Annotated in this window: 26 protein-coding genes; 18 read left to right on the top strand and 8 right to left on the bottom strand. The window is 65.5% G+C overall.

Annotation, left to right across the window (positions count from 1 at the left end; all coding sequences use genetic code 11):
* Nucleotides 1-308 precede the first annotated feature (308 nt).
* The 7 genes from AC5Y5O_RS30200 to AC5Y5O_RS30170 all read left to right on the top strand — a co-directional run bounded on the left by AC5Y5O_RS30200 (nucleotide 309) and on the right by AC5Y5O_RS30170 (nucleotide 7,599).
* A complete protein-coding gene (locus AC5Y5O_RS30200) occupies nucleotides 309-818 on the top strand; it encodes a hypothetical protein (RefSeq protein WP_330981116.1) in 510 nt (169 codons plus the stop codon).
* Between the two features lie 712 nt (nucleotides 819-1,530).
* Nucleotides 1,531-1,716 carry a hypothetical protein gene (locus AC5Y5O_RS30195; protein ID WP_330981117.1) on the top strand — a complete coding sequence of 62 codons (186 nt, stop codon included), beginning with the start codon at nucleotides 1,531-1,533 and terminating at the stop codon, nucleotides 1,714-1,716.
* Nucleotides 1,717-1,806: 90 nt separating this feature from the next.
* Nucleotides 1,807-2,985, top strand: a complete 1,179-nt coding sequence (locus AC5Y5O_RS30190; protein ID WP_330981118.1) for a hypothetical protein — start codon at nucleotides 1,807-1,809, stop codon at nucleotides 2,983-2,985.
* Nucleotides 2,986-3,094: 109 nt separating this feature from the next.
* On the top strand, nucleotides 3,095-4,057 hold the full coding sequence (locus AC5Y5O_RS30185; RefSeq protein ID WP_330981119.1) for a DUF4226 domain-containing protein: 963 nt from the start codon (nucleotides 3,095-3,097) through the stop codon (nucleotides 4,055-4,057).
* 236 nt (nucleotides 4,058-4,293) lie between these two features.
* Nucleotides 4,294-4,926 carry a hypothetical protein gene (locus AC5Y5O_RS30180; protein ID WP_330981120.1) on the top strand — a complete coding sequence of 211 codons (633 nt, stop codon included), beginning with the start codon at nucleotides 4,294-4,296 and terminating at the stop codon, nucleotides 4,924-4,926.
* A gap of 8 nt (nucleotides 4,927-4,934) precedes the next feature.
* Nucleotides 4,935-6,401: a coiled-coil domain-containing protein gene (locus tag AC5Y5O_RS30175; RefSeq protein ID WP_330981121.1), complete on the top strand. Its 1,467-nt coding sequence runs from the start codon at nucleotides 4,935-4,937 to the stop codon at nucleotides 6,399-6,401.
* A 244-nt stretch (nucleotides 6,402-6,645) separates the two neighbouring features.
* Nucleotides 6,646-7,599 (top strand): DUF2637 domain-containing protein, encoded by a 954-nt coding sequence (locus tag AC5Y5O_RS30170; RefSeq protein ID WP_330981122.1) that lies wholly within the window; start codon nucleotides 6,646-6,648, stop codon nucleotides 7,597-7,599.
* 3 nt (nucleotides 7,600-7,602) lie between these two features.
* On the opposite strand, the gene AC5Y5O_RS30165 is transcribed toward AC5Y5O_RS30170, so the two are convergent.
* Both AC5Y5O_RS30165 and AC5Y5O_RS30160 read right to left on the bottom strand, forming a co-directional pair.
* Nucleotides 7,603-7,968 carry a DDE-type integrase/transposase/recombinase gene (locus tag AC5Y5O_RS30165; protein ID WP_330981123.1) on the bottom strand — a complete coding sequence of 122 codons (366 nt, stop codon included), beginning with the start codon at nucleotides 7,966-7,968 and terminating at the stop codon, nucleotides 7,603-7,605.
* Nucleotides 7,969-8,197: 229 nt separating this feature from the next.
* The gene (locus tag AC5Y5O_RS30160; protein WP_330981124.1) at nucleotides 8,198-8,359 is read right to left on the bottom strand and encodes a hypothetical protein; all 162 of its coding nucleotides are present in this window, start codon (nucleotides 8,357-8,359) and stop codon (nucleotides 8,198-8,200) included.
* Between the two features lie 186 nt (nucleotides 8,360-8,545).
* On the opposite strand from AC5Y5O_RS30160, the gene AC5Y5O_RS30155 reads away from it, so the two are divergent.
* On the top strand, nucleotides 8,546-8,989 hold the full coding sequence (locus AC5Y5O_RS30155; RefSeq protein WP_330981125.1) for a hypothetical protein: 444 nt from the start codon (nucleotides 8,546-8,548) through the stop codon (nucleotides 8,987-8,989).
* 134 nt (nucleotides 8,990-9,123) lie between these two features.
* On the opposite strand, the gene AC5Y5O_RS30150 is transcribed toward AC5Y5O_RS30155, so the two are convergent.
* Together AC5Y5O_RS30150 and AC5Y5O_RS30145 are read right to left on the bottom strand one after the other, a co-directional pair.
* Nucleotides 9,124-9,963 carry a ParB/RepB/Spo0J family partition protein gene (locus AC5Y5O_RS30150; RefSeq protein WP_330981126.1) on the bottom strand — a complete coding sequence of 280 codons (840 nt, stop codon included), beginning with the start codon at nucleotides 9,961-9,963 and terminating at the stop codon, nucleotides 9,124-9,126.
* Entirely contained in the window at nucleotides 9,963-10,676 is a 714-nt protein-coding gene (locus tag AC5Y5O_RS30145) for a nucleotide-binding protein (RefSeq protein ID WP_330981127.1), read from the bottom strand. Before AC5Y5O_RS30145 ends, AC5Y5O_RS30150 begins: the two co-directional genes overlap by 1 nt.
* Before the next feature lie 483 nt (nucleotides 10,677-11,159).
* Here AC5Y5O_RS30145 and AC5Y5O_RS30140 point away from each other — a divergent pair, with 483 nt between their 5' ends.
* The 3 genes from AC5Y5O_RS30140 (at nucleotide 11,160) to AC5Y5O_RS30130 (ending at nucleotide 14,498) form a co-directional block, all read left to right on the top strand.
* On the top strand, nucleotides 11,160-11,918 hold the full coding sequence (locus AC5Y5O_RS30140; protein WP_330981128.1) for a hypothetical protein: 759 nt from the start codon (nucleotides 11,160-11,162) through the stop codon (nucleotides 11,916-11,918).
* A gap of 1,430 nt (nucleotides 11,919-13,348) precedes the next feature.
* Nucleotides 13,349-14,143, top strand: coding sequence for a ParA family protein (locus tag AC5Y5O_RS30135; RefSeq protein WP_330981129.1), 795 nt, complete (start codon nucleotides 13,349-13,351; stop codon nucleotides 14,141-14,143).
* Nucleotides 14,136-14,498 (top strand): hypothetical protein, encoded by a 363-nt coding sequence (locus AC5Y5O_RS30130; protein WP_330981130.1) that lies wholly within the window; start codon nucleotides 14,136-14,138, stop codon nucleotides 14,496-14,498. Before AC5Y5O_RS30135 ends, AC5Y5O_RS30130 begins: the two co-directional genes overlap by 8 nt.
* Before the next feature lie 14 nt (nucleotides 14,499-14,512).
* Here AC5Y5O_RS30130 and AC5Y5O_RS30125 read toward each other — a convergent pair whose 3' ends face one another.
* From AC5Y5O_RS30125 to AC5Y5O_RS30115, 3 genes are all read right to left on the bottom strand, one after another.
* Nucleotides 14,513-15,190, bottom strand: a complete 678-nt coding sequence (locus AC5Y5O_RS30125; protein ID WP_330981131.1) for a WhiB family transcriptional regulator — start codon at nucleotides 15,188-15,190, stop codon at nucleotides 14,513-14,515.
* On the bottom strand, nucleotides 15,187-16,137 hold the full coding sequence (locus tag AC5Y5O_RS30120; protein ID WP_330981132.1) for a helix-turn-helix domain-containing protein: 951 nt from the start codon (nucleotides 16,135-16,137) through the stop codon (nucleotides 15,187-15,189). Before AC5Y5O_RS30120 ends, AC5Y5O_RS30125 begins: the two co-directional genes overlap by 4 nt.
* A 1,200-nt stretch (nucleotides 16,138-17,337) precedes the next feature.
* A complete protein-coding gene (locus AC5Y5O_RS30115; RefSeq protein WP_330981133.1) occupies nucleotides 17,338-17,622 on the bottom strand; it encodes a transcription factor WhiB in 285 nt (94 codons plus the stop codon).
* A gap of 196 nt (nucleotides 17,623-17,818) precedes the next feature.
* Here AC5Y5O_RS30115 and AC5Y5O_RS30110 point away from each other — a divergent pair, with 196 nt between their 5' ends.
* From AC5Y5O_RS30110 to AC5Y5O_RS30100, 3 genes are all read left to right on the top strand, one after another.
* On the top strand, nucleotides 17,819-18,538 hold the full coding sequence (locus AC5Y5O_RS30110; protein ID WP_330981134.1) for an XRE family transcriptional regulator: 720 nt from the start codon (nucleotides 17,819-17,821) through the stop codon (nucleotides 18,536-18,538).
* Between the two features lie 414 nt (nucleotides 18,539-18,952).
* Nucleotides 18,953-20,134, top strand: coding sequence for an RNA-guided endonuclease InsQ/TnpB family protein (locus tag AC5Y5O_RS30105; protein ID WP_500028594.1), 1,182 nt, complete (start codon nucleotides 18,953-18,955; stop codon nucleotides 20,132-20,134).
* A gap of 421 nt (nucleotides 20,135-20,555) precedes the next feature.
* Nucleotides 20,556-21,626 carry a C40 family peptidase gene (locus AC5Y5O_RS30100; protein WP_442931859.1) on the top strand — a complete coding sequence of 357 codons (1,071 nt, stop codon included), beginning with the start codon at nucleotides 20,556-20,558 and terminating at the stop codon, nucleotides 21,624-21,626.
* 84 nt (nucleotides 21,627-21,710) lie between these two features.
* Here AC5Y5O_RS30100 and AC5Y5O_RS30095 read toward each other — a convergent pair whose 3' ends face one another.
* Nucleotides 21,711-21,845, bottom strand: a complete 135-nt coding sequence (locus AC5Y5O_RS30095; protein ID WP_330981152.1) for a hypothetical protein — start codon at nucleotides 21,843-21,845, stop codon at nucleotides 21,711-21,713.
* A gap of 27 nt (nucleotides 21,846-21,872) precedes the next feature.
* Between AC5Y5O_RS30095 and AC5Y5O_RS30090 the strand changes: the two genes are divergently transcribed.
* The 4 genes from AC5Y5O_RS30090 to AC5Y5O_RS30075 form a co-directional block, all read left to right on the top strand.
* Nucleotides 21,873-23,879: a DUF4226 domain-containing protein gene (locus AC5Y5O_RS30090; RefSeq protein WP_330981153.1), complete on the top strand. Its 2,007-nt coding sequence runs from the start codon at nucleotides 21,873-21,875 to the stop codon at nucleotides 23,877-23,879.
* A 69-nt stretch (nucleotides 23,880-23,948) separates the two neighbouring features.
* Nucleotides 23,949-24,251 carry a type VII secretion target gene (locus tag AC5Y5O_RS30085; RefSeq protein ID WP_330981154.1) on the top strand — a complete coding sequence of 101 codons (303 nt, stop codon included), beginning with the start codon at nucleotides 23,949-23,951 and terminating at the stop codon, nucleotides 24,249-24,251.
* 7 nt (nucleotides 24,252-24,258) lie between these two features.
* Nucleotides 24,259-24,555, top strand: coding sequence for a DUF2694 family protein (locus AC5Y5O_RS30080; RefSeq protein WP_330981155.1), 297 nt, complete (start codon nucleotides 24,259-24,261; stop codon nucleotides 24,553-24,555).
* 11 nt (nucleotides 24,556-24,566) lie between these two features.
* A partial coding sequence (locus tag AC5Y5O_RS30075) for a PPE domain-containing protein (protein ID WP_500028588.1) occupies nucleotides 24,567-25,974 on the top strand: 1,408 nt, incomplete at its 3' end.

Genomic DNA, 25,974 nt, shown 5'->3' with positions numbered 1-25,974 from the left:
CTACGAAGCTCACCGCGACCCCGCCCACTAACCATCGAGGGGTCAATTCTCGGGATTCGTTTCGGGGTTAACTTTCAGAAAGCGTTGACAGAGCTGGCTTGTCCGAGTTCCCGGAAAGCCCGCCGCGGTGCGGGCTTTCACTGCGGCCGAGACCGACGAGGCACAACGGTACGCGGCAGAACAAGGCGGCATATGCCAACCTCTTCCGACTGCCTGACGGTCGCGATGATCCGCGACACCATAGAGGTCTCTACGTGCCTGCCCTGGCAGGTAGTCAGAGATGAGAGGATTGGCACACGGACAGGGCGATGTCGATCGCGATCTTTCTTAACCCGGGGCACCAATACCTTCATCCGGAAGGATTAGGTTTGGTTGAGGTGACATCCCAAGATGACATCGCAGGTTACCTGGGTGCCGGACGTGTCGAAAGCCTCTCCACAACAAGTCGTTTCGGCCATCTAGATTTCTGGTTTCACCCCGTGGGGTTGACGTCTCAGGACGTGAACCGGCCGGCCACCGAACTGCTGCTGGCCGCGACTCGGTTGACGGCGCGCACCGTTCCGCTCTTGCGCGGCCGCGTCGTCCTAACATCGCATGATGAGAACGGCGAGCTGGCTGGCCTGACACGACAACAGATCTCCCAAGTCGCGTCACACCCGAGCCGAGGCCTTGATCAATGGCTGCTCGATTGGCGCTATAGAGTCGATCGCCGTGCGCTGCGCCGGCGCGTCAAGACTAGCCGCGCCGGCGCGGACCGTGCCGGCTGGGAAGGTTTCAGGAACGCGCTTCCACCACCAAGGCCGACATCAGATCAGTAATCTCAGCCGCTGCCGTACTTGCGGGCAGGCGAGATGGCCCACCTATGTTGGTGCGCGGGTCGAAACGGAACCCACCACCTGAACTGTCAACGCGCAGTGGGATTACCGGTTGTTGGTGGGTCGGCGGCGTTGGGAGCGCTGTGCGCGGGTTTGCAAGATGAATCGTGCCCACCAGCTCGGCGCCGGCCCGGTTTGCAGGAAGGCTAATTGTTGTCTCGAGAGACCGATTGGATCTCCGGCGGGATTGATTCCAGTGATGAGGACCGTTCCGTGCAATAGCGGGACTGCATGTGCTGATAGCCCGGAGGCGGCGTAGAGATTCAGCGTTGCTATCTTGTTGACCGCGGATTGGGCGGCGGTATCGAACCAGAACACCACGTTGGACCGGTATCTGTACCGCTTCGCGGTGATCTGCGCGTCGTTGACGAGGAATCAGCCGTGATCGAAGTGGCCCCGCCGTCTATCGCCGCCGGGATAGAGCCGGCCTCATCCACCAAACGCAACCCGTGAATGCGGCGGTAGCGCTGGGTTAAGAGAAGGCATCGATCCGGTCGCGCCTCGGTGGGAAGCCTGCGATCTGAGTGGGGCGCCGGTACTATCGACACAGGTAGTCATCCCGACAGGGCGACGGAGCCCCAGAGAGCCGGCATTCGTTCCTTTATGCCTCGGCACTGAAATATTCTCCCTTACTCCACCTTTCGTGAGGATAGTGATGCGCGACGAACTATTTTTTGGCTTCAGTGAAACCGGGTGGGATGAGGCGCCCTGGGACGTCGAACCGACATTCACTGCTGATGAGTTGCAGGTCCTGCTTAACCCGGCGCTATCGGTCGCTGAGGCCGCCGCCCGCGTGGGCTGCGTCGAACACGACGTTCTACGGTTGCGTCGAACGGCCTGAAAACAGCGTTCGTGCCATTAGGGCACCGTCGCCTGGGCTCCGCTAACAATTGGCGTTAGCCACCTGTGGGGGGCGGGTGATAATGCAAGTGTGTCGATTGAGCAGGTAGCCGCCCAAGCGGTGGCGGTGGTGCAGCGTGCCCGCGGATTGTTCGGCTCTTCACCGCAGCCCCCGACCCCCGGTGAGCCCACCCTGGAATCGGCCGCCCAAATAGTCAGCGGCGCAGGAGCCCGCGCCTCGGTGATGTCCGGCGACCTCGTCGATGCACACCGGGGCTTTGTCCACGACGCCACCACACGACTGACCAGCAACGGACACACCGACGCCAGCCTGCACCAAAGCTTGGGCAGCGCCGCACTACTCAACCAGGTCGGCGCCCGCCAACTCGACACGATCACCGAGCAAACCCGCGCCCTGACTCAAGCCGCACCCGGCGCCCGCTCCCCCGCCGCACAACGCACCCTGCTCCAAGGCCTGCGCACCCAAGTCTCGGCGGCCAACACCGTGCTCAACACCACCGAACAACAATCAAGCACCCTGGCCGGACAAATCCGCGCCCTCGACTACCAACCCGGCAGCCGCATCCAAGCAACCGGCTTCGGCCAAGGCCCCCTCCCTGAATCCCCTGCCAGCACCTCCCCTGATCAGCCCCAGCCCGCGATCGACCCGCGAAATCCGTTCGTCGGTGATGAGCGGTTCGGGTATTGGCAAGATGTCATCCCACCGCCGTACGTGGGTAAGAATCCGCCCCCGCCGTGGACTGGTCACCGCCCCCTGGCGGACATGCCTGCCGGCGGGCCAACAGGATTTTATGTGACCGGAGGCAAAACGTGGGCCGACGACAACGCGCCACCAATGGCGTACCTCGAGGAACAATATAAGTTCCGCATCTCCGGCGTGGACTACACCGGCTATACCCGCACCGTCGGAGGCCAGCAGCAGCAGTGGTTGCAATACACCTACGACTCCCAACGGTTTAGTCGGGTCAATCTCGGCGGTGACATCTGGGCGCCGAAGGGCCCTAATGAGATCACCGGCGAGCTCGGGGGTGTGAGCACTGGCGGGCTGGCGGGCATTAACCCGCCGCCGAAAATTGGCCCATGGCAACCGATGTCACTGCCGCAGATCGCGACGCTCTCGGCGGCCAACCCCACGGTGCAGTACTACATGCCTGGCGGCTGTGGCGGCCAATTCACATTCGTCAATGGTTCGCCGGTAGGCGGTGTCGCACCTGCGCCGGTGATTCCGAGCATCATCGCCGCGCGCTGAACGAACGCCGCGTTTCGGCGATTGGGACGCGAGGCCGCGTGGTGGCCGGCAACTGCTCGCCTTCACAAAAGCGACTTTGACGTAGTAACGCGGGGGCGATAATGCTGGAGTGTCGATTGAGCAGGTAGCCGCCCAAGCGGTGGCGGTGGTGCAGCGTGCCCGCGGATTGTTCGGCTCTTCACCGCAGCCCCCGACCCCCGGTGAGCCCACCCTGGAATCGGCCGCCCAAATAGTCAGCGGCGCAGGAGCCCGCGCCTCGGTGATGTCCGGCGACCTCGTCGATGCACACCGGGGCTTTGTCCACGACGCCACCACACGACTGACCAGCAACGGACACACCGACGCCAGCCTGCACCAAAGCTTGGGCAGCGCCGCACTACTCAACCAGGTCGGCGCCCGCCAACTCGACACGATCACCGAGCAAACCCGCGCCCTGACTCAAGCCGCACCCGGCGCCCGCTCCCCCGCCGCACAACGCACCCTGCTCCAAGGCCTGCGCACCCAAGTCTCGGCGGCCAACACCGTGCTCAACACCACCGAACAACAATCAAGCACCCTGGCCGGACAAATCCGCGCCCTCGACTACCAACCCGGCAGCCGCATCCAAGCAACCGGCTTCGGCCAGGACCCGCCGCCGGCCTCTCCGGCAACCGGTGAGCCGCCACACGGTAAAGATCCGCGCTACTGGATCGATGTCACCAAAATCATCGCTGTTGGGCCAGGAGAATTGGCCCCGTACGGGACTAAGCAGATCGGGCCAGGCTTGTGGTATCCCGACGATGACGGGCTGTCGATGTCGGGTCCCGCGCCGGCGAAGTATCCACTGGATAACGCCACGATTACCCGGCAAGACCCGCACTTGCTGGGACCCTACGGTACGAAGGAATTGGCGCCGGGGATCTTCGCGCCTGACCCTCGTCGGGCTTACGGCGTTGAGCAGCCATGGCCTCCGCCGCAGCAGCCGATTGATGTGCGCGACGTCATCCACGTCGCTGAGGGCGATAAGGCCCCATACGGATATTACGAGTACCTGCCTGGTTGGTTTGCGCCCCTAGTACCTGGTCCGCATTAGGTCGCGGCTCGTGAAAGCAATCACTCAGCGCCGAATGCCGTCCATGGGGCGGCACTTGCCACACCGCGCCGTCGCAGATTCATCTTGTGCACGTTGGGTCCACGAAGTCTGTCCGATGGCCCCCACTGCACCGTTTCAGGTCCAACAAGATCGCGGCGCATGCATATGACTGCCACACAGTTGAGCTGGAATCACCGTCACCTAATCGGCACAAATGAAGTTCGGGAGGAGCTTTCATGACTGCGTCAAACCCACTGCTATCGGGGCGCGTTCCCTTAACGGAGGCGATGCCGGCGCTACCGCCTGCGCGTGAGTTTTTGACGTCGGCGGGGTTCGCCGGCGCCGGCGCGCTGCTTGCGGCCTTGATCGTTGCCGGTGTCGCGGTGTTCGCCTGGCGCGGTTTCTCTAACCGGCATCGTCTGCTGCTTGAGCAGCAAGAGCGCCACCACCGGGAGCTGCGCGAAGACGAGCGACGCGCTGTGAGCGTGCAGGAATGCCGAGAGAGGCTGGCATGGGTGGTGGACAAGGGTGGCATCGAGCCTGCCGCTAGCGAGGGCGCCACGGTGGGATTTGGACCGGAATTGGCCTTGGCCGTCCTGCAGGGAATACACGACGACGCCCAGAAACTCGACGACGCCGCCTTGGTGAGGGCCGCCGCGGTTCAGCTCACTCAGCTCTCACGGGTGCTGGCTAAGCAAAGCGGTGACCTTCCACAGGTCACGGCCGTAAATCCATTGCCTGCAGATCCAGCCCCGGGTGCAAAGCCGGTGTCGAACGGGGACCCGGACCTGGTGGCGGCGGGCGCGGGTGAGGACGCGAGCCCACCCGCGGCGAAGGTCCCTGCCGGCGGGAGGCGCCGCCGCCAATGACTCCTCTGATGCAGCAGATTGAGGAACTCGACGTCGAGACGTGGGCGGCGGTAACCAGGCAGGCGGCGCAAGCCGCGCTCGCTGCGGCGACCCGAGGTGGGACCGCGCCTCCTGCAGAGGTTGCCGCAGCGGCGGCGATGAGTGAACAGGATCTCATCGATCACCGCCGGCGTTTCGGCTCTGCGCCCAAACGCCTTTCGATGGTGCAGCAGCTGGTGCAAGCCGACCACCGGCGCGTTCTGGCCGAGCGCCAGGCCGAGAAAGCTGACCAAGATCGGCGGGACGCCGAAGCAGCAGCGGATGCTGCGCGCGCTCAAGCAGAGCAGTCGGCGCACGCGGCTACCGCGGCGCGTGAGCGGGTGAGGGCGGTAGAAGCCGAAAGCGCCCGCAAAGACGCCCAGCGCGCCGAGGAACGGGCAGCGGCCCAACAACGGTTGGACTTGCTGCGCGGCGAGTTCGAACAGCTACGAGCCGGGGCTGCCGCCGATGCAGCGGCCGCCCGGGAAGCGCTCACCGCCGCTGAAGCGCGCGCCGAACAACGGTCGACGGAACGCATCGCTGAGCGGGCGGCGGCCGAACGAACCATCCAGGAGCTGCAAGACGAGCTGGCCCGGGTCCGGGCCGACGCCGAGACCCACGTGGCGGCGGCTCGGGAAGAGGTTCGGGCGGCCGAAGAGCGGGCCGGGCAGCGGATGGCCGAGCGCGCTAACGAGCGTCAGGCCGCCGAACATCGGGTGCAGCAGGTTCGTGGCGAACTTGAGCAGGTACGAGCCGACGCCGCGGACGCTGTTGCGGCGGCGCGGGGGCAGGCCAGCGGAGAAATCGCTGCTGCCCAGGAGCAGATAGCGAAGGCAAGCGCCGCGGTGCAGGAGGCGACCGCTCGGGCGCAGACCGAGGCTGAGCAGGTGCGCGCCGAGGCCGCGGCACACGTCGCCGAGGCCCGCCGGCAGGCCGATGCGGCCATTACGGCCGCGAACCAGGCGGTGCACACCGAGATTGCCCGGGTTCACGCCGAGCGCGAGGAGATCCGCCTGGCCGCCGCTGTAAGCGACACGGGTTCCACGGAAACCCTGTTAAGTATTCCCGTCCCTCCGGCGCAGGTCCGCGCGCATACCGGTGCGATCGAAGACGCATTGTCTACGGTGCGCCAGGTTGATTACGTGCTCGAGGCCGCCGCAGCTGATGACGGGCGGTCACGAGCGGGCAGTGACGCGGAGCTGGTGGGCAGCCTGGTGGGCGCCGTCCAAGAGCAAGCCTGGGGGCTGTCGGAACAGCTACGCACCCTTCCGTCGCGCTTCAGCTCAGCTTGGGAAGTGCAGGTCGCACAGACTTATGTCGCGGCCGCGGCCAATGCCTATGGTGCTCTGCTGCAACGGATTGAGGCGGTGACCGAGCATCTGCGTAGCAACGGAGAAGCCGAACTCGTGGGGATCGTCACCGCGATGTTGGATGAGCATCCTTGGCGCCGAACGTAATTCACCCTTGAAGGTGGTTTGTCGAGCAATTCGGGTCGTACACGTAGGTTCCCCGCACGCACGACCGTGAAGCGGCGAATGCGTCGTCCGGCGCGATGCGGTAACTATCGGCGGACGATGCGTCAGGTGGCCGAAAGTTGTGCATGTGAAGCACTCTGGCGGCCATACGCTAAAAAGGTCAGCTCCCGATGAGGCCCGGAACGTCGAGGCCCTCGGGGTCACGCACGCCACGGGAAGGTAGTCGATGGTTGCTGAGGAAACCACCAAAGAGACGCGCGCGGCGGTGCGTTTCTTCTGGACGTGGCTGTTGTTGGCGACCAGCGTTTCGGTCGCCGGCAACGTCGCCCACGCCGTGTTGACCGCGCCCCCGGGAACCGTTCGACTCGCCGCGGCGGCGGCTGTCGTGCCGCCGGCGGTGCTCTTAGGGGCCACCCACTCGGTGGCCCTGTTGGTCAAGACCCGACGCGTCGGCTTCATCTACTGGCTCGCGCTGGCGATGACCTTCGCTCTGGCAGGGTGCGCGTTCATCCTGTCATTTGACGCGCTGCGTGACCTGGCGGTAGCGCTGGGCATGCCAGCATCTCGAGCATGGCTATGGCCGGTGGCCATCGACGTGTCGATCGCCAATTCCACGCTGTCGCTGTTGTCGCTTTCTCCCCCACGCGCGGTGCCCGCAGCCGCGCCGGCTTCCGAGCATGTCGACGAGGTGCGTGACGTGCTAGCCGCGGCTGCTACCTCGTCAGCTCAGGCGGCACAGGGTGTGGCTTCCTCACCGCGAGCGAGGCAGCCACGGGCTTCGCAACCCGCTGCACGGCCCGCTCCCCCGCCGCTGGCTCCTTCTCCACCGGCTGGGCCCAGTAAGCCGTATCGGTCGCGATCAGAGGGTGCGAACCGGTCGCTGGCGGCCGTGGACGCTGTGCCCGGTGCGAGTGTGGACGTCAAGCAGTGGCGGCCGGCGGCCGATCAGCTGGTTCGCGACGGTGTGACGTCAAAGGATCCGGCGGTCGTGGCGGCCGTGTTGGCTGAAAACGCTGCGGGAACCGCGCCGAGCACCATCGGCCGCCGCCACAATCTGCATCACAGCACGGTCGGACGTATTGTGGCCGGCGCCCAGCACCGTGGGTTGTTTACCCGGCGGATTGCAGGCGGGCCGGTGTTGAGCGGGGTTGATTTGTCCGAATCTCCGGCTGCCTGCTGAGGATCAGGTCGTGCGCGCTGGCGAAGTTTTGGCGGACCCTCTCGTGCTCCAGGTTCTCATAGTCCTCGTCGATTCGATGTGGCCGTTATCCCAAGGCTGGCTGGGCGAAATGTAGGACATTCGGACCTTGCCATCGCAAAACTGTTGCAGCGCTTGAGAAACCAACTCCGGACCGTTGTCCATCCGCGACACCGTCGGAGGACCACCCGCCGCGGCGAACACCACCTCTAGCTCGGCGACGAGCCGCCGCGCAGTGATCGACCGCCCGACGATGTTCAGTAGCGACTCGCGGGTGTGTTCGTCGATCATCGAGGCGATCTTGATGGCCTTACCGTCGACGGTGGAGGGTGCTGCGACGTCACACCGCACCGAACCAACTCGTCGGCGGTGGGCCCGGCCATCGTGGCCGCAGTGTTGGCGGAATTTGCCGCAGGGACTGCCGAGCACGATCGGGCACCCTTCACAAGGTGCATCCCAGCACTGTTGGGCGGATCTTGTCCGGCGCAGTTTGCCTGAGCGACTGATTGCGTCGTTACTCCCCCACGGCGGGTGTGTTCGGTCTCTTGGGGCGTCGTGTCATAGGGATCGACGCGGCGGGTCAGGATGCCTGCGACACCAGGGTGCGCAGGCTGAGTTCGCGCATCAGGTGCGGCAGGGTGACGCCCTGTCGATCGGCGGCTTCCTGTAGCGCTTGAAGGTCCTCTTTGGTAAAGCGAACTAGGACCTTGCCTGTCAGCTTTCGCTGCTCGCTGTTGCTCACGTTTCCTCCGGCACCTCGGCGGGGTCGACCTCACCTCGTCGTGACGTTGTTAGTTTACGACATTTGTGTCGTTAATTAGGCACATCGGGCCGTGAAGAGTGTCGCCATGTCGCTATGATGTCTCTAATTAGCAGCATAGTGTCCTAAAGGAGGACTGCGGCTCTTAGCGGCCGACGTAATTCGACGATGACTCTTGCGAAGCAGCCGCCGCCGGGTGTGGAAACCACACCGGGCGGTCCGGTCGTGTCGTTGTCGGAGGCCGCCAAGCGGCTCAAGAAGGATCCGCGGACACTGATCCGCGCGATCACGTCCGGCGAGATCCGCGGCGGAGCGATGCCGCGTCCCGAGCGCTTGCGGTGGTATGTCTACGCCGATGAGCTTCCGCCGCTGCCCGGTGCCGCCACCGTCGCCCCACCGTCGAGCATTGAGGTCGATGGGCTTCGCGCACAGTTGGTTTCGCTGACCGAGGCCAACCGCTTGCTGATCGCTGCGCAGCAGGATCTACTCGACGCCGATCGTGCCACCAACGAGGCGACCGACAAGTATCGGGCGGTGGCGCGCAGTTACTTAGACGCGCTGGCGCAGTTCATGACGCCGGGCAATCTGGGCGAGCTGGCCGACCAGCTGTAGTGGGCACTACCGCGCCGAGTTATAGCCCAACGAAATCGCTTCGAGCGGAGCGTTGTTGGGGCCGGTCACTAGCGGCTGAAACCACGACGAATCCCTGCGGCGGTAAATCGTCACGTGACGCACCGCCGAGGTGCCTAGACCGTCGCTGATTCCTCGCCGAGCATCGCAAGTAGCGTCTTGACGCCGTCGGTGCCGAGATGCGTGCGCAGCGCCTCGGCAAGCAGTTGCGGTTTGGTGTTGAATGCGCTGAGCGCGGTGGCGATGAGACGCGACGGGCTGGGCGATCGCGGATCGCGAGTGCCGTTGGACTGGTCGTCGGTCTTCTTTTCTTGAGCGGCTCGCCATCGCACGACTTGCTGCTCGAGGGGCACCCGGGCCAGCGCGCGGGCTTCCCGGATCGCCAATTCGCCGCGACGCAAAGCGGTTTGCAGCTCGGGCGCCAGCGCCAACAGCGCCCGTCGTTGCGAGACCCAGGCTTGGGTCTTACGGAGCCGGACGGACGCGTCGACCGCGCTGCCGCATTCGCGCACCAAAGACTCCACCGCCTTGGCCTCTTCGATGACGTCGAAGTCCTGCCGGTCGACGTTCTCGGCGATCGAGGCTGAAATCAGGGTGACCCGATCCCGGGCGATCTCATCATTGAGGACGACGGCTAGGTCGGTGCGGCCGTATTTGTGGGCAGCCGCCAGCCGTCGGCATCCGTTGACGACGACGAAGCGGGTCGTGATCGAGTCGTCGGGATACAGCTTGAGATAGGCGCCCTTGGTGACGACCACGGCCGGCTGCAGCTGCATGTCGGCGATCGACTCGAGGTCGGCGAGATCGCCGAGATCATCGCGCGGGTTGCGCGGATTGGGAGTCAGATCCGTCAGCGGTGTGGTGCGGCCGGGAAGGGGGGCGCTCAGTTCGACCGGTGAGTTGTCGCCGACCGTGTTTGCGAGGCTGGCGAGATTGGTGCGCTGGCCGCGTGCCATCAGCGTCCCCCGCCCACGTTGAGCTCAAGCGCGAATTTGTAGAAATCCTCCCGCGCCTGCAACGCCACACGATTGGCCGGGTACTCGGTGACCACCTGCCCGTCCGCGCTGGCGCGGGCGTGCAGCTTGTAGTGGCGGATCACGGTATGGGCCAGCGGCCACCCGTTGGCTTTGACGAATTCTTTGGTCTCGTTGAGATCATGGAGGCCGTCGCGCGGATCCCAGTTGTTGATGACCACGGTATAGGGGATGCCACGGGGCTGAATCACTTTGGTGATGGTGCGCGCGGTGGGATCGAAGCTGAGCGGTTCGGTTTCGATGGGCACGATGACGCGGTCGGCGACATCGAGGACGACCCTTAGGGCGTCGGCGGCCGGCCCCCGGCCGAGCGGGTCGACGGTGTTGTCGTCGGCTTCGAGGTCGATCCACCCGGGGGTGTCGACATAGACGTGTGCGATCCCGGGGAGTTCGCCGAGGCGCTTGAGCCCGTCGAGGTCGTCATGGGCCTGCACGATGTGGAAGGGCAGATCATTGAGGCGCGCGGCCCACCAGATCGCGGAGCCCTGCGGATCGACGGAGACCGCGGCGACGGGTGAGCTCGCGTCCGGATCGTCGTTGCGGTTGAGGACGTCGGCGGTCACGGCGGCCAAGTTGACCGCGATCGTGCTTTTACCGACGCCGCCCTTCTGATTGAGAACGACATGAACAGCCATGAATGGCCTCCCGTATGCTTCCCCCGTCGATACGGAGTACTTCGGTTGAGACAGCCGCAGTCTACGGTGCGGTGGTGGGACTGTCGCCTCAACACGCGGGGCGAATCGCTTGTTGACCGCAAATGTCCGGGTGATCGGCAAAGTGGCCGATCTGTTCGAGCGGCCACCTTGGACGGTGAAAGTCCTGTTCAGCTGCCAAGATTCACCGCGCACCTCTTAACCGCGGTTAAGTGGCAAACAACGGGTGTACTGCGGCGGTGTGCGAGCCATCGTCCCGGCGTTGGCGAAGGGTATTGTCCCGCGAAGGAAGTCACCTGGGCGCTGCGCTCAGGCGTTGCCGGCTCACAGCGTGCGCGGCGGAGCGCGGGTCGGGACCCACACCGTGATAGCCGCGGGTGACGGTCATGAATCGGCTTGTGCGTCAACGCTATGCAGGCCGTGTCGCAAACTGCGGCGTCTATCTGTCAGTGAAATACTGACAGGGTGGCCATTCGCCCCAAGGTGCATCGGTCCGAGCTCGAGCGGGCCGTGGTCAGGATCGCACGGCGACGCGCGAAAGTCGATGACCGCCACCGCGAGTTGTTGCCGGAATCCCCCGAGTCGGATCCCCGTGAAGTGCTCGACTACCTGCGCAAATACAGCGATCGTGAAATCCCGCGCTGGGTTCTGCAAGCCGATGTGTGCGATGCGCTGACGTTGAACAATTGGCTGTGGTGGGAGGATCGGCGGCGCGAGCTGTACTTCTTGAAGGCCGGCCGCGAGCGTGGCCTTTTTCTGTCTCAACTGGGCGCCCAAGTGGGTGTCGGCAAGCAAGGGGTTCTCGACCGCATCGACCGGCTGGAGGCGCTCCTGCGCTATGACCGGCCCGACGAGAAGATCAGCCGTGCCTCTCGGCAAGCTGAACGCGAACGCTGTCAACGGTTGCCGGCTGAGCAGGCGTGGCTTTGCGCGCGCCGCGACGAATTGCGCTCGGTCATGACGGGCTTGGTAGACCAGGCCGACCGTTTTGATGTCGCGGAACGCGACTGGGTCGACGAGCTTGATATCGACGCCCGCGCCGACGACTTCACCTCGGCGACCATGGTGATCCTTGGTTTGGCCTCCGCGGAGCTGCGGACGGCGCCGACCGTGCTCAGCCTGGACAGCACGCGGCCCTACGCGGTGCATACCTTGCTGGCCCGCGCCGACGGTCTGCGTAGCCAGTTCGCGGAATTGGGCTCCGCGACCCGCGCGGCCTCGTGATTACCGCGGCCGCTGTGGGGCCCATCGGAGGCCGCTGTCGGTGCATTGAGGGCGGCGGGTTGCCTGCGAGCAAATCGGCTCCGTGATGCGACACGGCACGGCGATGCGTCGAGATGCGGTTTCGGCCCCAGATCGGGCGCATTGGACTTAACCGCGGTTAAGTGGCTAACCCGTAACACTGTCATGCGGTCACTACGCGCTGTGCAATCTGTGGCCAGGGAGCATCGAGACCGCACTTTCTGGCCAGAACGTCACGACCTGCGGCCGCTCTGGGTGTCAGCCTGCCTAGGCCCTCCACATCGGGTGCGCCTCGATACGATCACGCGCCCGTGCGGCTCACCTCCACGCCGTTAGGGCCGAAGATCGCCCCTCCCCCGCACGCCGAACGCACGACTTACCCCGTCAGCGGCCTCGTTGCGCACCGCCCAAGCCGGGGTTCGGTGGGGCGCTAACTACCAGCGGGCGAGGTCGACACGCTTACGGGACGGAAACCATGAGCTTGCGGTCGCGGGCGACTGCGTCGGTCGCCGTGTCCATGCGCCGCACGAACTTCACAGCCGACATCCGGTCATCCTCACCGACCGACGCGGTCGCATCAACGAATCTCCGATCGAGCGTGACGCGCGGCGTGGGCGGTCCCGACGCGGCCCTGGACGCGGCGGAACGCGATGACGCCGGCGTCGGCGCACCGAGGGGCGAGCCTGGTCGATTGGGAGCTGGGCGGCGGGTTTCCCACCTGCTGCCGATGCACCACGGGGCGCTACGGCGATCACGCTCGAGCGATGGTTGGGTTTGCCAGCGGGTACTCCCCCGTTCGCGCTCGCATTGGCGCCGGTGTTTGGGTGAGCCCGTCACCGGATAATTTCGTCACGGTGATAGTGCATTTCGTGTTCGGATCACGAGATCACGAGATCACGGCGTGATGACGTCACCGACTCACGCGGTCGCCGCGTGACTCGATTGCTCGGTCATCCGGTGATGCCATCACCAGCTCGCCGCATCACCACGTGACCTGATCACCACGTGGCCGGGTGACCGGGTGGCGTGATCACGACGTGTTCTGATCACCGAGACGCCCTGTGGCGACGTGATCGCGTGACGCGATGACCGTGTTGCGCCGTGATCGCGTCACGCAGGGATCCGATTACCTGGTCACCTGGTCACCCAGTCACCTAGTCACGTGGTCATGGGGTGATGTGGTGTTGTGCTCGCCGCGCGACTGCGTGATGTGATCGCTGGATCACGTGGCGACACGGTGACGGGATAACTCCGTCACGCTGTGGCCTGCTGATCCGATCACGCTGTCGCAGCGTCACCTGATCTCTGCATCACGCCGCGATCTCGTCACGGCGACACACCGTCGCCGAGCCACCAAAACACTGGATCACCTTGCTCTAATAGATGTGAGCAAAGTTAAAGGAGTGACGATCGTGAAAGCTGAAGTGATTGCGATTGCCAACCATAAGGGCGGGGTAGGGAAGTCCTTTACCGCGGTGAACCTGGCGGCCGGCATGGCACGTGCGGGATGGCGCACCTTGTTGACCGATTGCGACCCGCAGGGCAATTCGACGTCGATGTTTGATCCGGACGACGATGTCGAGTTCGACATCTACGATCTGATCGGCGACGGGGCGCCGATCAGCAAGGTGATCCGCAAGACGCGGCTGGACAACCTCGACCTGGTGCCCTCCACGTTGGCGGTCGCCAAGCTGGATCAGGAACTGGTCACCATGCACCGGCGCGAGGAGCAGCTCGCCATGGCGCTACAGCAGGTGTCGCGGGATTACGACGCGATCGTGCTGGACCTGTCGCCGAATCTGGGTCAGTTAGTGATCACGGCGCTCAACGCCGCCGACTGGTTCATCGTGCCGACCGACGCCAGCAAGTGGGGCAGGCGTGGTGTCAACATGTTCCTGGAATGGTCTGCGACGTTGCGCGAGCATCGGGTGCTGTCGGCCACCTTTCTGGGAGTGCTGGTGACGAAGTATGAGTCCCAGACGCTGATTAGCCGCGAGACGCTCAACGCGTTGCGCAACGACGGCCTGCCGATTTTCGATACGACCATTCCGAAGCGAACCGCCGCCGAACGGATGGTCAGCGATCAGGTCGTATTGGGCGACCTGGACGCCGATCCGGATCTGGCGCAGGCGTACGCAAGTTTCACCGTGGAGGTCATGGCTCTCGTCGATGAGGGCCGACGGAATCGAGGAAAGCACCATGCCTAAAAAAGACACCGCCGCTGCTGTGCTGGGGATGTTGTCGACCGCAGGGGCCCAGACCCGCCGGATACCGGAAGTCACCGAGCCTGCCGAAACGACACCCGTAACGCCGACTGTCACAGTGACGGAAGGGCCTGCGGCCTCGGTAAGTGCGCTGCCGGCACCTGCACACCCCGTCGCCGCGGTTGAAAGTGCGGCGCCGCGTACGTTGCGGCTGCGGTCGGCCACGGCGCAGCGGGTGCGTCAGGCGTGGCTGGAAGCCAAACGTGACGATGTGCTTCTCACCGCGCAAGATTTCGCGTCCGACCTCGTCGAGGAGGCTCTGGTCCGGCGCCGGCGGCGCCCTGCTGCGCAGAATTAACCGCGGTTAAGTGGCTATGCACTTTGCGCGTCGGCGCGCACTTCGGTGAGCCATCCGTCGCGGTCGAGCAGCACCCATCGGGACCCCCGCCAATAGAACGGCACGCTTGCGGGATCGCGTCCCTCGTTGACGACATAGCCTAGCCGGGTTGCCCACCGTGCGCCGAGACTGTTGACGATCTCGGCGCAGGCCACGCATGCCGCGAATAGCGCTGTGGGACTGGGATTTTCAGCGCTTCGCTCGCCGGGGTGCCGCCTGACGATGCGGTCGAACGTGTAGCGGCAGCCGTCGGCGAAGACTTCGCAGTGCCCGCAGCTGCGAGCGAGCACCGCGGCATCTGTCGAGCGCGCCCGGGCGGATACCACGGGGCGGTGCAGCGGTGCGGGCGCTGGCGGGCGAGGGCTGCTGAGAATTTCGCTGACCGCCGGGCGGTAATCGATGACCACGTCGTCGTCGGCGGCGATGGCATGCAAGTACGGCGCAGCGTCGCCATGTCGTCCGTCGATCCACACGGCCGCCCACATCCCCCAGGAGGCCTGCCATTTCAGCGCTTGCTGAGCGCACCAGGGCCGCGCCGGGCACTGCAGGCATTGGCGGAGCGTGTCGCGGCGTCGGCGGCGGTTGAACCATTGTTCGGGATCCCGTTGACAGGCAAGATCATTCGGCCGCAGCGGGGGAGGGCAGGTGCTCATCGCGACCCTTGTGCATCGGGGTTGTCGTGGCGTCGGCGCTGCGCTCGCTGCCGGATGTCGTCGAGTGCCTTGCGGGCGGCTTGGCGTCCAGGCCCGGCCAGCGCGGCGCGACCGGCTTCGCGTTTGTCGCGGTGGGCGTCGCGGGCGGCCAGCTGCGCGGCGACACGGGCACGTGCCTGCTCGAGCTCTTGGTGTTCTCGTGCCTCGTCGAGAGCGGACGGGCGGTTGTGGAGATCCCCGTGCGCCGCCAGGATCGCCCCCAACAGACCGATCGGTTTGTGCGGACTCTCCGGCACCCAATGCCCGGTACCGACCCAGTCGCTGATGAGGGTGTTGACATCCCGTGCCGTCCAGCCGTGTCGGGCCGGCCCCGCCAAGACGTGTGCCCACGGTGTACCGGTTCGGTAGCGGCGAGCCCAGGGAGGACTTTGCTCGCTGGCGACCCATTTGTTTGCCAGGGTCAGTGCCCGGGTTTCCGGGCGTTGGCGCCGCGTAGCGGCGCTGCTACCGGCGGTTTGGCGCCGGGGTCGGGTAGTGAGTACTGCTTTAGGTGAGTTTTTTAAAAGTAAGTAAGACCCTTCGGGATGGGGTGACAGCGACTGAATTCGGCAATCATGCAACACCCACACCGAGGCCCATCCGCGACCTTTATCCCCAACGCGCCAACTTGCGAACCGCTCGGTCCGCGTGCGCTGACGACCCCGCATCACTTCGGTCGCGACGCCAAGCAGTCGCAGCGCGGTCGAGGCCCGCTGCACCGTGCGAACCGACAGTCCCGTCACGTGGGCGAGCCGGGCGTTGGTTGGCCGGCAGTCGCGCCCGGTTCGGTAGTCGGCGAAGGACGCACGCGCTTCGGCCACGGCGACAAGGGTTTTCAAGCTGATCGGATTGTTGGGCATCGCGGGGCGCACGTGGGTGTCGTAGCGCAGCATGTAGGCGGTGGGCACGGTTGACTGTGCCCACCGCTGGGCTCGACCAGTCCAGCAGGGAATGGCCGCCCAGGGGGTGTCGAGTTCGAGGATGATCTGTGGGACGCGGTTGACGCAGTGGGCGCCGACGCGCTGAATCCAGACCGACGCGGTGCGGGCGGTCCCGCGGCGACGAGACGATCGACTGCTGCCGCGATACGGATGAACTATGGTGTGGGTCGATCCACGGGGCGGTGTTGCTAGACCGTGCACAAGGTGTGCGCTACCGTGGAATGCGTCTTTCATGACGATTCCCTTCGAGGTGGGGATTTTCGCGAAAGCATCAAATCGGTTCGAGTTGCAGCTCGAACCGGGTACCCTCGGCCTTCGGGCCGGGGGTTTCGCCGTCTAGGGTGCTATCGCGGGCGCTGTATGTGGTTGTGTGGCACTGATTTTGGTGAGACCGGCAGTCGCCGGGGGTGTCCTTTCAGTCGGTGCTGCGCTCTGCCTACCCGGCGGCGGATATCCGCCGCGTACTTCACAGGCGGATATCCGCCTTCATTGGAGGATGCCGTATGTCGCGCGGAATCCGAGAATGACACGCCGTAACATCAGTCACAGCCGTCACGCGGGGGAGCCCGTTGGGGGCGGGGGTCGCCCCTTTCCGGGGACCCCCGCCGCGCCGGTGGTGATGTGGTCGGTGTGTTCGGTCCGTTTCTAAGGGTGCGTGCATGGGGTGAGCTGCATGGCACCGCTCGAGTTGGCCGGTGTGTCAGTGGTGGGTTTTTCGACGTGTCGGTGCGTGGGACCGGCGATGGCACGGCTGGCCACCTGACTTGCGCGAAAGGCACGTTGGGCGTGCGGGGCCGCGCCGGCGGCACTGTCGGGGTGGTGTTCGGTGCGGTCGCGCGCCATCTTGTCTTGACCCGGCACCGATGTCGGCGCCCGTGTGGGTCGAGCTGGATTTCCTGGGCACAGAGCAATCCGCAGTAGCCCTCGGTGGTGGTGGACCGCTGGGTCACGGGGGCTCCCCCGGCAATGCCGGCAGGCGCGCCGGTGTTGGGGAGTAACCCCTTTGCCGTGCAGTCGATTTGGGCATCGGCGATGGTGGCTGCCCCCAGTCGCGAGGGTCGTGGAACGGTGGTGACGGCGCGGGTGGTGGTGTGTCAGGGGTGGGCGGCGTCGATCGACGCGGTGGAATCGCTGGGGGTTGCAGAGGGCGCAATAGAGTCGCCATAGCTAAGGGATGACGGGCTGGTCGGCATAGCCGGCGTAGGCGGACAGCGATTGCAATTGACGCAACGCGAAGGTGCGCCTGCGGCCCTCTTTGGGGACGTGGATCCCGGCAACTAAGCCTTCGATGCCCGGCGTGTGTAGGGCTTCTTTCGCGCACAGCCAACGGCGGGGGCACCCCCGGCACAGGGCCTTGAGGGTGGGGTCATTGCCGCCTTCGGCCCAGCGATCTGGGTCAGCCACGCATGGGATGGCGGTCAGTACGGGCGGTGGTTCCAAAAGTACGGTCACGGTCGCTCCTCCCACTGAGCGTTATCACTAGATAGGCGCTAACGTTAGCGCCCTAACGTAAGCATCGCAAGCATTAAACATAAGCACAATGGGGGCCTGCGTAAGCGACAGCGTAAGCAGCAAACGTAATCGGCGGGGCAGACGTGTCGCTCGCCAGCTCTATGGGTCTGCGCCAGACAGCCGATACACTGACCCGATGCACGACCACGCGGAGACGGTCGGCGTGGCCCGCGCCGGTGCGGCGTTTGCTGCCCGCCGCGAGGAATTAGGCATCTCACAGCGTGAATTGGCAAAACAGGGCATCATCGGCGCGCCCAACCTGATCGCGTTTGAAAAGGGGCGGGCTTGGCCCCGTGAGCGCACCAGGGCCAAGCTCGAGCAGGTGGTCCAGTGGCCTCCCGGCGCGCTGGCAAAGCTGTACGACGGCAGAACAAGTGTCGTAAGCGGCGCTATCGAACCAGTGCGCAGCGAGTCGGACCCCGGCGCGGTGATTACGGATGCGGTCACGGTTGCCGTCGATCAAGTGCTGGCGTCTGCCGATGCGCTACCGGCCGACAGCGATGCCAGCTTTGGGGAGCGGGCCCGCCGGGTACTCGCCGATTTACGGACAGTGGAGGCGATCACAGCGCGGGCGGTGCGCAGCAGCCAAGGCTCACCAGAGGTGATTAGGGCGCTCAGGCTCATCCGGCAGCGATACGGCGATCTGATGGTGCGTGCCGCGGCGGCCGCGGGCGCCACGTTAGGCCAGCGCCTTTACACGGCACGTTCGGGGGCCGCGCTCAGCGTCGACGAGGCCGCCGGCGCAATGGACGTTGCCCCCGATGTGGTGGAGGCCGCTGAATCCGAACAGCCGGTCACCGAGGAGGATCAGCGCCGCATCGAGAAGCTCATCGCCGAGCTCAGCGCCGAATCGTAGATGGCCTGACACCCCGAAGATATTTTGGCGAGTTGCGTGCGGTTGCCTGCCGCGAATCTATGAAGACGTCCGTGACACCCGCAGTGGGGCAATCGATTTCAAATATTATTGCGACATCAATTGACGGCGCTGAGCAACGCCGCACACGGGGCTGAGGTTAGGCGACGTGTGTCGCAGCAGCACCGTGTTCCAGTGCGGCGATCGCGCTGTCAAAGAGCGCGTGAATAGTGTGCACGTTTGCCTCGTTGTTGAAGTCGCACACCGTGGTCTCCGGGGGCAGGGCAGCTCGCCGGCGGCTTTAGCCGTCGGGGGGATCGGGGCTGGTGAACAGCGTGGGGTGGCGGGTTTTGTCAGGGTCGTTGCGTAGGGTGCGGTCATGTTTGGCTGGCGGTGTCCCGGTGATGGGGTGTCGGCGTGAGACGGGCGTATGTGTTTCGTTTGCGGCCGACCGCACGCCAGCATGTGGGGTTGGCCGCGTGTGTGGACGCTCACCGCGAGTTGTATAACGCTGCTTTGCAGGAGCGTCGGGATGCGTGGGTGCACAGCAAGACTCGGATTTCTTACGGTGATCAGTCTGGGCAGCTGAGCGAGATCCGCAGTCTGCGACCGGATCAGGCGCTGTGGTCGTTTTCTAGCCAGCAGGCCACGCTGCGGCGGTTGAATAAGGCGTTCGACGGGTTCTTCCGCCGGGTGAAACGCGGCGAGACTCCCGGGTATCCGCGGTTCAAGGGCACGGCCCGCTTCGACAGCGTGCAGTGGCCCAAAGACGGTGACGGGGCCCGCTGGCTGCCCGAGGCCAAGCGGGTGTATCTGCAAGGGATCGGCCAGGTGAAGGTGCATCTGCATCGGCGGGTCGAGGGCCGTGTGAAGACAATCCAGGTCAAACGGGCGGGCCGGCGTTGGATGCTGGTGTTGTCCTGCGATGACGTGCCGACAAGACCGTTGCCGGCCACCGGTGGCCAGGTCGGTATCGACGTCGGGGTCATGACGTATGCGACGCTGTCTGATGGCAGCGCGGTCGCTAATCCGCGGTGGGCACGTCAGGAGGCCACCCGGTTGCAGATGGCCCAGCGGCGACTACAGCGCGCCAAACGTGGCTCCCGTAACCGGGCCGCGCGCCGGGAGACGGTGGCGGCGCGGCACCGTAAGATCGCCCACCGGCGCAAGGACTTTCACCACAAACAGGCCCGCGAACTCGTGGCCCGCTACGACCTGCTGGTGGCCGAGGACCTCACGATCGCGAACATGGTTCGCCGCGCCAAGCCCAAACCTGATCCGGACAACCCGGGACAGTTCCTCCCGAATGGTGCCCGGGCGAAGTCCGGGCTCAACCGATCAATCAGTGACGCTGGCTGGGGTCAGTTCGTCTCGATACTGCGCGCCAAAGCGGAAGACGCTGGGCGCACATGGATCGAGGTCAACCCCCGGCACACCTCGGATGGGTGTGAATGCTGCGGTCACGCCGCACCCGAAAATCGCGTCAACCAAGCCGAATTCATCTGCCAACACTGCGGCCACACCGCACTAGCCGATGAACACGCTGCACGCAACATACTCAGGGCCGGACTGGCCCTACACGCCGCAACCGCAGCGTAAAAGAAGCCGACGGCTTCAGCCGTCGGAGAAGTCACTGCTGGTCGGCGATCCTGCGCGCGCTGCGCAGGACTTCGACGAGCTCGGCCACGAGCGGCTCTGGCAACGACGCGCGCACGCGGGCCAGTGACCCGATCCCGCTGTTGATTGGGGTGCCGGCGATCTGGTAGGACGCCTGTAGCAGCGCGGCGAGGTCGTCGATGCATTTGCCTGCGCGCTGTCCTGCGCGGAGACGGTGACGTTAGGGCTGTGGTGCACTCGCATGGTTGGATCGTATTGGGGCGCATAGGCATTGCCGTGCGCTAAATTGTGCAGCCGCGTGGTGTGGATGGGCCTACAATGCGCGTGCACCGGCGGCGGGCCCACCGATCGGGGGGCCAAAAATGTGTGTGGGGTGGGGTGTGGGTGCGTTGATACTTGAGGTGTGTCGATAGATGCGCTGGTGCAGCACGTGGGCCAGGTGCTCAATCGTGGGCATGCGTTGTTCGGCCAGCCCGGCACGGGTGGGGACGTGGCCGCGGGGCGCAGCGATGCGGCACTGGCCGGTGCTGCCGAGCTGGTGCGTCACAGCCAGCAGCGCATGTCCGGGTTGTCCGGGGTGCTGCCGGCGACCTACACCACGTTCGCGACCGATGCCGCCCCGGGCTTAGGCAGGGTCTCTACCGCCGATAACCGGCTGGGCACCCAGATACACGATGCGGTGCAAGTGGATTGGACCGGCGGGGCCAACTCGGGTTCGGTGGTCAAAGGCGCTGCCGCAGACACCACCACCTTGGCCCCGGTCTCGGGCACCCCGGCCGGCCAACGCGCCCTGATCGCCACCCTGCGCGCCCGCCTCGCCCAACAACAGCAGATCGTCAACGCGCATAAGGCTCGGGACGCGCAGCTGGCTTCTATGGTCCGCTCGATGCTGTACTCGCGTCGCCGCGGTAGTGGGGGTGGCGGGATGCCGATGGGCGGAATGCCGTTCGGCGGCGGTGGTTTCGGCGGCGGTGGGGGCGGTATGCCGGCGCTGTCTGGTCTGTCGGGGTTGGGTGGGTTCGGCGGGCACGGATCTCGCGGCCCGCATGCCAGCCTCGTTGATTCCTTGCGTGGGGCCAGTAGCGTTCCGGGGGAGCCGGGTGCCGGCGCGGCGCAGGCAGCGCTGAGTAAATTGGGCCGGCCTTACGTGTGGGGAGCTAAGGGCCCCAATAGTTTTGATTGTTCCGGATTGACGCAATGGGCGTGGCGCCAGGCTGGTGTGCAGTTGGGTAATGACACGTATTCCCAAATCAAGGAGGGTGTGGCGGTGCCGCCGGGGCAGGTGCGGGCCGGGGATCTGATTTTTCCGCTCGACGCTTTCGGTGAGGGCGGTCGTGGCGGACCTGGACATGTGCAGTTGGCGATTTCAGATCACCAGGTCGTGCATGCTCCTACCCCCGGTGACGTGGTCAGGATCGCCTCGCTGCCTGGCCGCTATATCGCTCGCCGACCAGTCCGCGCGCTGGCGGGTTGAAGGCAGAAAATTGTGCAGGAAGGGGTCACCGGGCGCGGTTAGGCTCGAATCACCTCCACGAAAGGACCGGCGGTGAATTCACGTTTAGAGCAAGAGGCCCAGCAGGTGTTGGGAGTTGTTTCTCACGCGCAGCGCGTTTTTGGCGGCGACGTGCTCCCTGCTGAGCCGCCGGCGTTCGCGCCTCGCCGTGATCTTGAAGACGATCTTGGCCTTGGCCACTTCTGACACCGGGGACGGGGGGAATTGATGGGCACCAAGCACTTCGGCGACAACACTTCGTGGGGCGTTTGGAATCGCCAGGGCGGCAGCGAGGGGTGGTCTGAGCCGGGTTGGGCGATGCCGTCGGATCACGCTCGCTACATCAGCAAGCATGACCCGTACTGGGGCCGGGTGTTAGATCATGCGCGACAAGCCTACGGCGACCCCACTATTCACTACAGCACTGACAATGTGGGCGATGAACGCCATCTGGTGTTCGGTGACGGCACGAGGCTGCCCGACAACGGCGTGATCGTCTATCACGATGGGGCAAGCAAGCAGAACTGGGCCCAAAATGACGACGGCACAGTGTCTTTGGTCGACCCGGACGGTAGGCAGGGTCCGCCGATTCCGCCGGCGGGCTACCGGAAGTTGGGTGACCACTATGCGCCGGTGAACGCGACCGGTCAGCAGATCGGGCCGCAGTTGGGCGGTGTTCCCAGTAGCGACAACGGTTTTTATAACGATCCCAAGAGCGGGTTGTTGACGCCGAAAAACCTCAACGGCGATTACTACACGCTGGGCCCGGACGGCAAGAAGTCGCTCTTCGACAAGAACGGTGCACCGATTAGTGAGGAGCAGTTCAACAACGCCAATAAGCCGCGTGATCCGGGGACCCGTCCCGGCGACGGCGGGCTAGCCACCGATGAGCAGCAGTCAGGCAAGGCCGCTGACGCGGTCAAGAAGCTGCAGCAGGAGCTGAAGAATCGCTACACCAAAATCAGTGACGCGGAGGAGAAACTGTCGGAGGTGCTGCTCAACGCGCACGCCACGACCAGCGCGGGTCAGCAGAAGCTCAACGACATTCAAAAGAAGATCGTCGATGCGGTCAACAACCCGACCATGGCGATGGACACACCGGCCGGTGAACGGGCGTTTCTGACGTTGTTGCGCAACCAGGTCGGTGCGACCAACGACTTGCTTGCCGAGGGGGGTCTGAGCGCTGAGGATCAGACCAAGGCCGCCCAGGCGCTGGCCGCGTTGTATGCGGCCGACAGCGGCGCGGGAAACGCCAATACTTCGCCGAACCCTGCTGATCCCGCCGCGGGGCAATCCTCTGCGCCGCCGGGACCCAGTTCGCCTGCCGGCGCCGATCCGGCTCCCGCCGCAGCCGATCTTGGGCCAGTTGCAGCACCAGATATGTCCGACCCCGGGTTGTCAAACATGCTCGGCGCCAACCCGTTAGGCGCCGACCCGTTATCGTCGTTAGCTTCGATGTTGCCCGCGTTGGGCAATCTGGGCGGAGCTGGGGGAAGCCCGCTGGATTCATTGGGTGGGTTGGCCGGCGCGGCAAGCCCTTTGGCGGGCTTGGCATCAGGTCTAGGTGATCAGGCCAACCACGAGCGGCCCTCCGACACCGCGGAAAAGACCGACGACGGGCCCGATCATCCCAAAGGCAAGGAAGCCAAGGACGGCAAGACGGACACCACGACACCGCCAGACGGTGCAGCTGGGCAGCCGGGGCCGCAGGCCCAAAACGCGGGTAACTCCACACCGGGGGATCCCCCCAACCCCGCCACGCCGCCGGCGGCGGCATCGCCGACGGTCAAGCTGCCCGACGGATCGATGGCGACGGCCCGCAGCCCGCAGGCGGCGCAGGCCATTCGCGACTATCTTGCGGGTAAAACCGTCGACGCGGCCTACCGCCAAAACAACATCCAGCTGCCACCGCCGGGCACACCGGTGACCAATCCGGTGGACCCAAGCCGTCTCACATGCGGGGACTTGGCCATGTTCAAAGATCACTACGTGCCTGTCCTGAGCTCGGTCAAGGCCTTCGTCAACGGCCAGGTGGTTCCTCTGGAATCGGTGTCCTCAAGCCCGGACTTTTTGGGTTGGATCGACCCCACGGCCGCGGCCGGCAGCGCCACGCCCCACGGTGGGCCACCGGCGCCGGCTCCTCCCCAGCCCGCGATACCTCCGGTCCCCTCGGCCCCGCCGGCCGTCTCAGCACCGCCTGCAGCGGCGGGCGCGCCTGTGCCGATCGGCGGGTAGCGGCCAAACGCCACCCACAAGTAGCCACCACCGTGGACACTTGAAAAACACAGAAAGGAACACTCAGCCATGTCCGAGCCGATCCGTATTGATCCCGAGGTGCTCCGCGAGGTGGCCGGCAACCATGACGAGGTCGTGCGCGTCGTCGAAGCCGCACGAGAGCGCGGCGGCGACATCCAAGCCGCCGTGGAAACCCTCGGCCCGATCATGCACGAGGTCAAAGCCGCAGTCAGCGATGTGTTGATCGACCGCGACAACGCGCTGGCCGAGCACGCCAGCCGGCACCGCAGCGCCAGCGAGGACCTGCAGCGAGGGGCCCACATTTACACTGACGTCGACGACCAGAACTCCCAGCACCTCCGCCAGCTATAACAGACCCATGACAACCGACGCCGCCGACCGGGAATACACCGCCAACACCCCCGATGAAACCGTGTGGGTGCGGGTGGCCGGGTCGGGTCAGGTGCTGGGCGTCCAACTGGAGCCGCCCGTGATGGATCTGCGCGGCCACGAGATCGCCGAGCGCATCCAGGCCTGCGCCGACGTCGCCTACCTGAAGGGGCAAGTGGCGCTGCGCGCCGACTTCGAACAACGCGGCACCCCCGCCGACGCAATCGCCTGGATGGCTACGCACGAAGACCTCGACCAGGCCCACACCCGGCTCAGAAATCTGTAGGGACATTTGGGATGAAGGTCGACGCACCCGGGCTGGTCGCCGCCGCGCAGCGGCTGCTCGCCGCGGTCGAAGCCCTTGGCGGTAGCGGTGTGCCGCACGCGCCGCTGGCCGCGGACCCCGCGTCGATTGGCGCGGCAACCCGGTTGACCACCGCCGGTGCGGAGCTCACGGCGGCGCTGACCGCCCACATCACAGCCCTGGTCGCATCTATCGAGCATCTGACGGGCACGGCGATCACGTTCGTCGAGACCGACGCCAACAATGCGGCGGCCATCGCCGCCTTGAACACGGGTGGGGCCGCCGCGGCGGGGGTTGCGGGTTCGGCCCCGCCTGCTCCGCCCGTGCCCCCCGATGTGCGAGTACCGATCGGGCCACCGCCACCGATGCCGCCCGAGGCCATTTCGGTGGCCGTGCACTCTGGGTCTCCCAGCGGCGGGGAACCGTTTATCAACGCGTGGTCGCAGGTCGCCCGCGCGACACACGATGCCTCCCAAATGATCCGGTCCGCGGTCCAGCAGCTCCCCGACGTCTTGGATGGGCCGGTGTCCACCCCGGCGGTGAGCCAGCACCTGATGTCGTTCGCGACGGGTCTTGAGACCTACGGTCAGCGTGCTCAGACTTTGGTCAGGCAGGCAAATCACCACGCGGACAACCAATTTGAAGTCCGCCAGGCTGTCCCGACACCGCAGCAATTCACGAGCGCTGAAAACCGGGTGCAGACTATCGCTTTCGCGAATGCGGCCTCAGGGGGTAAACACGCGGCGCAGCTGGCGCAAGCGGTCGCGGTCAAAAACCAGCTCGACGACCAAGCGGTGACCCATTACCCGCCCTATCACGTGCGCACGGTGGCCAGCACCGATGGTGAAGATCCCGGCACCCCGCCGACCGAGCAGCACACCGCCGATCCCACGGGCCAAGATCCTACGACTCCAAAGACTCCGGGCGATCCGACGACCAGCGGCACCGACGATGGGGAAGGCCTCGGCGGCACGGATCCGGCCTCAGATCTCGCACCGGAGCAGAGCGGCGGCGCGGCGGGCTTGATACCGCAACTGCTGCCCACACTGCTCGGGGCCGCTGGCGGGATGATCGGCGGCGCGCTGGGCGCGGTGACGAAGGGGCCTGAGGCCGCGCTGCAAGCAGGCCAGCAGGCGATCCAGGCGGCGACTCAGGGCTTGTCGGGTCTGGGGCAATCGAAAATGGATCCCCCGGAGATGGGTAATGAGCCGTCGATGCCCGGGGGTGGGGATCCGGCCGGCGGGGGTGGCGATCCTGCACCGACCACGCCTGCCAGCGGTGCGGGGGAGCTCAGCGTTGCCCCGTCAACCGGTGCCCCGCCCACCCCGGCGGTTACGCCGGTAGGAGCCGCAGAAGGATCGTCGCCTGGCGGCGCAGGTTCGGGGGGTGGCGGGCCGATGG

Source organism: Mycobacterium sp. NGS40 (assembly GCF_059812735.1).
The sequence above is the reverse complement of the archived record's forward strand: the minus strand, read 5'-3'. Positions and strand labels throughout refer to the sequence as shown.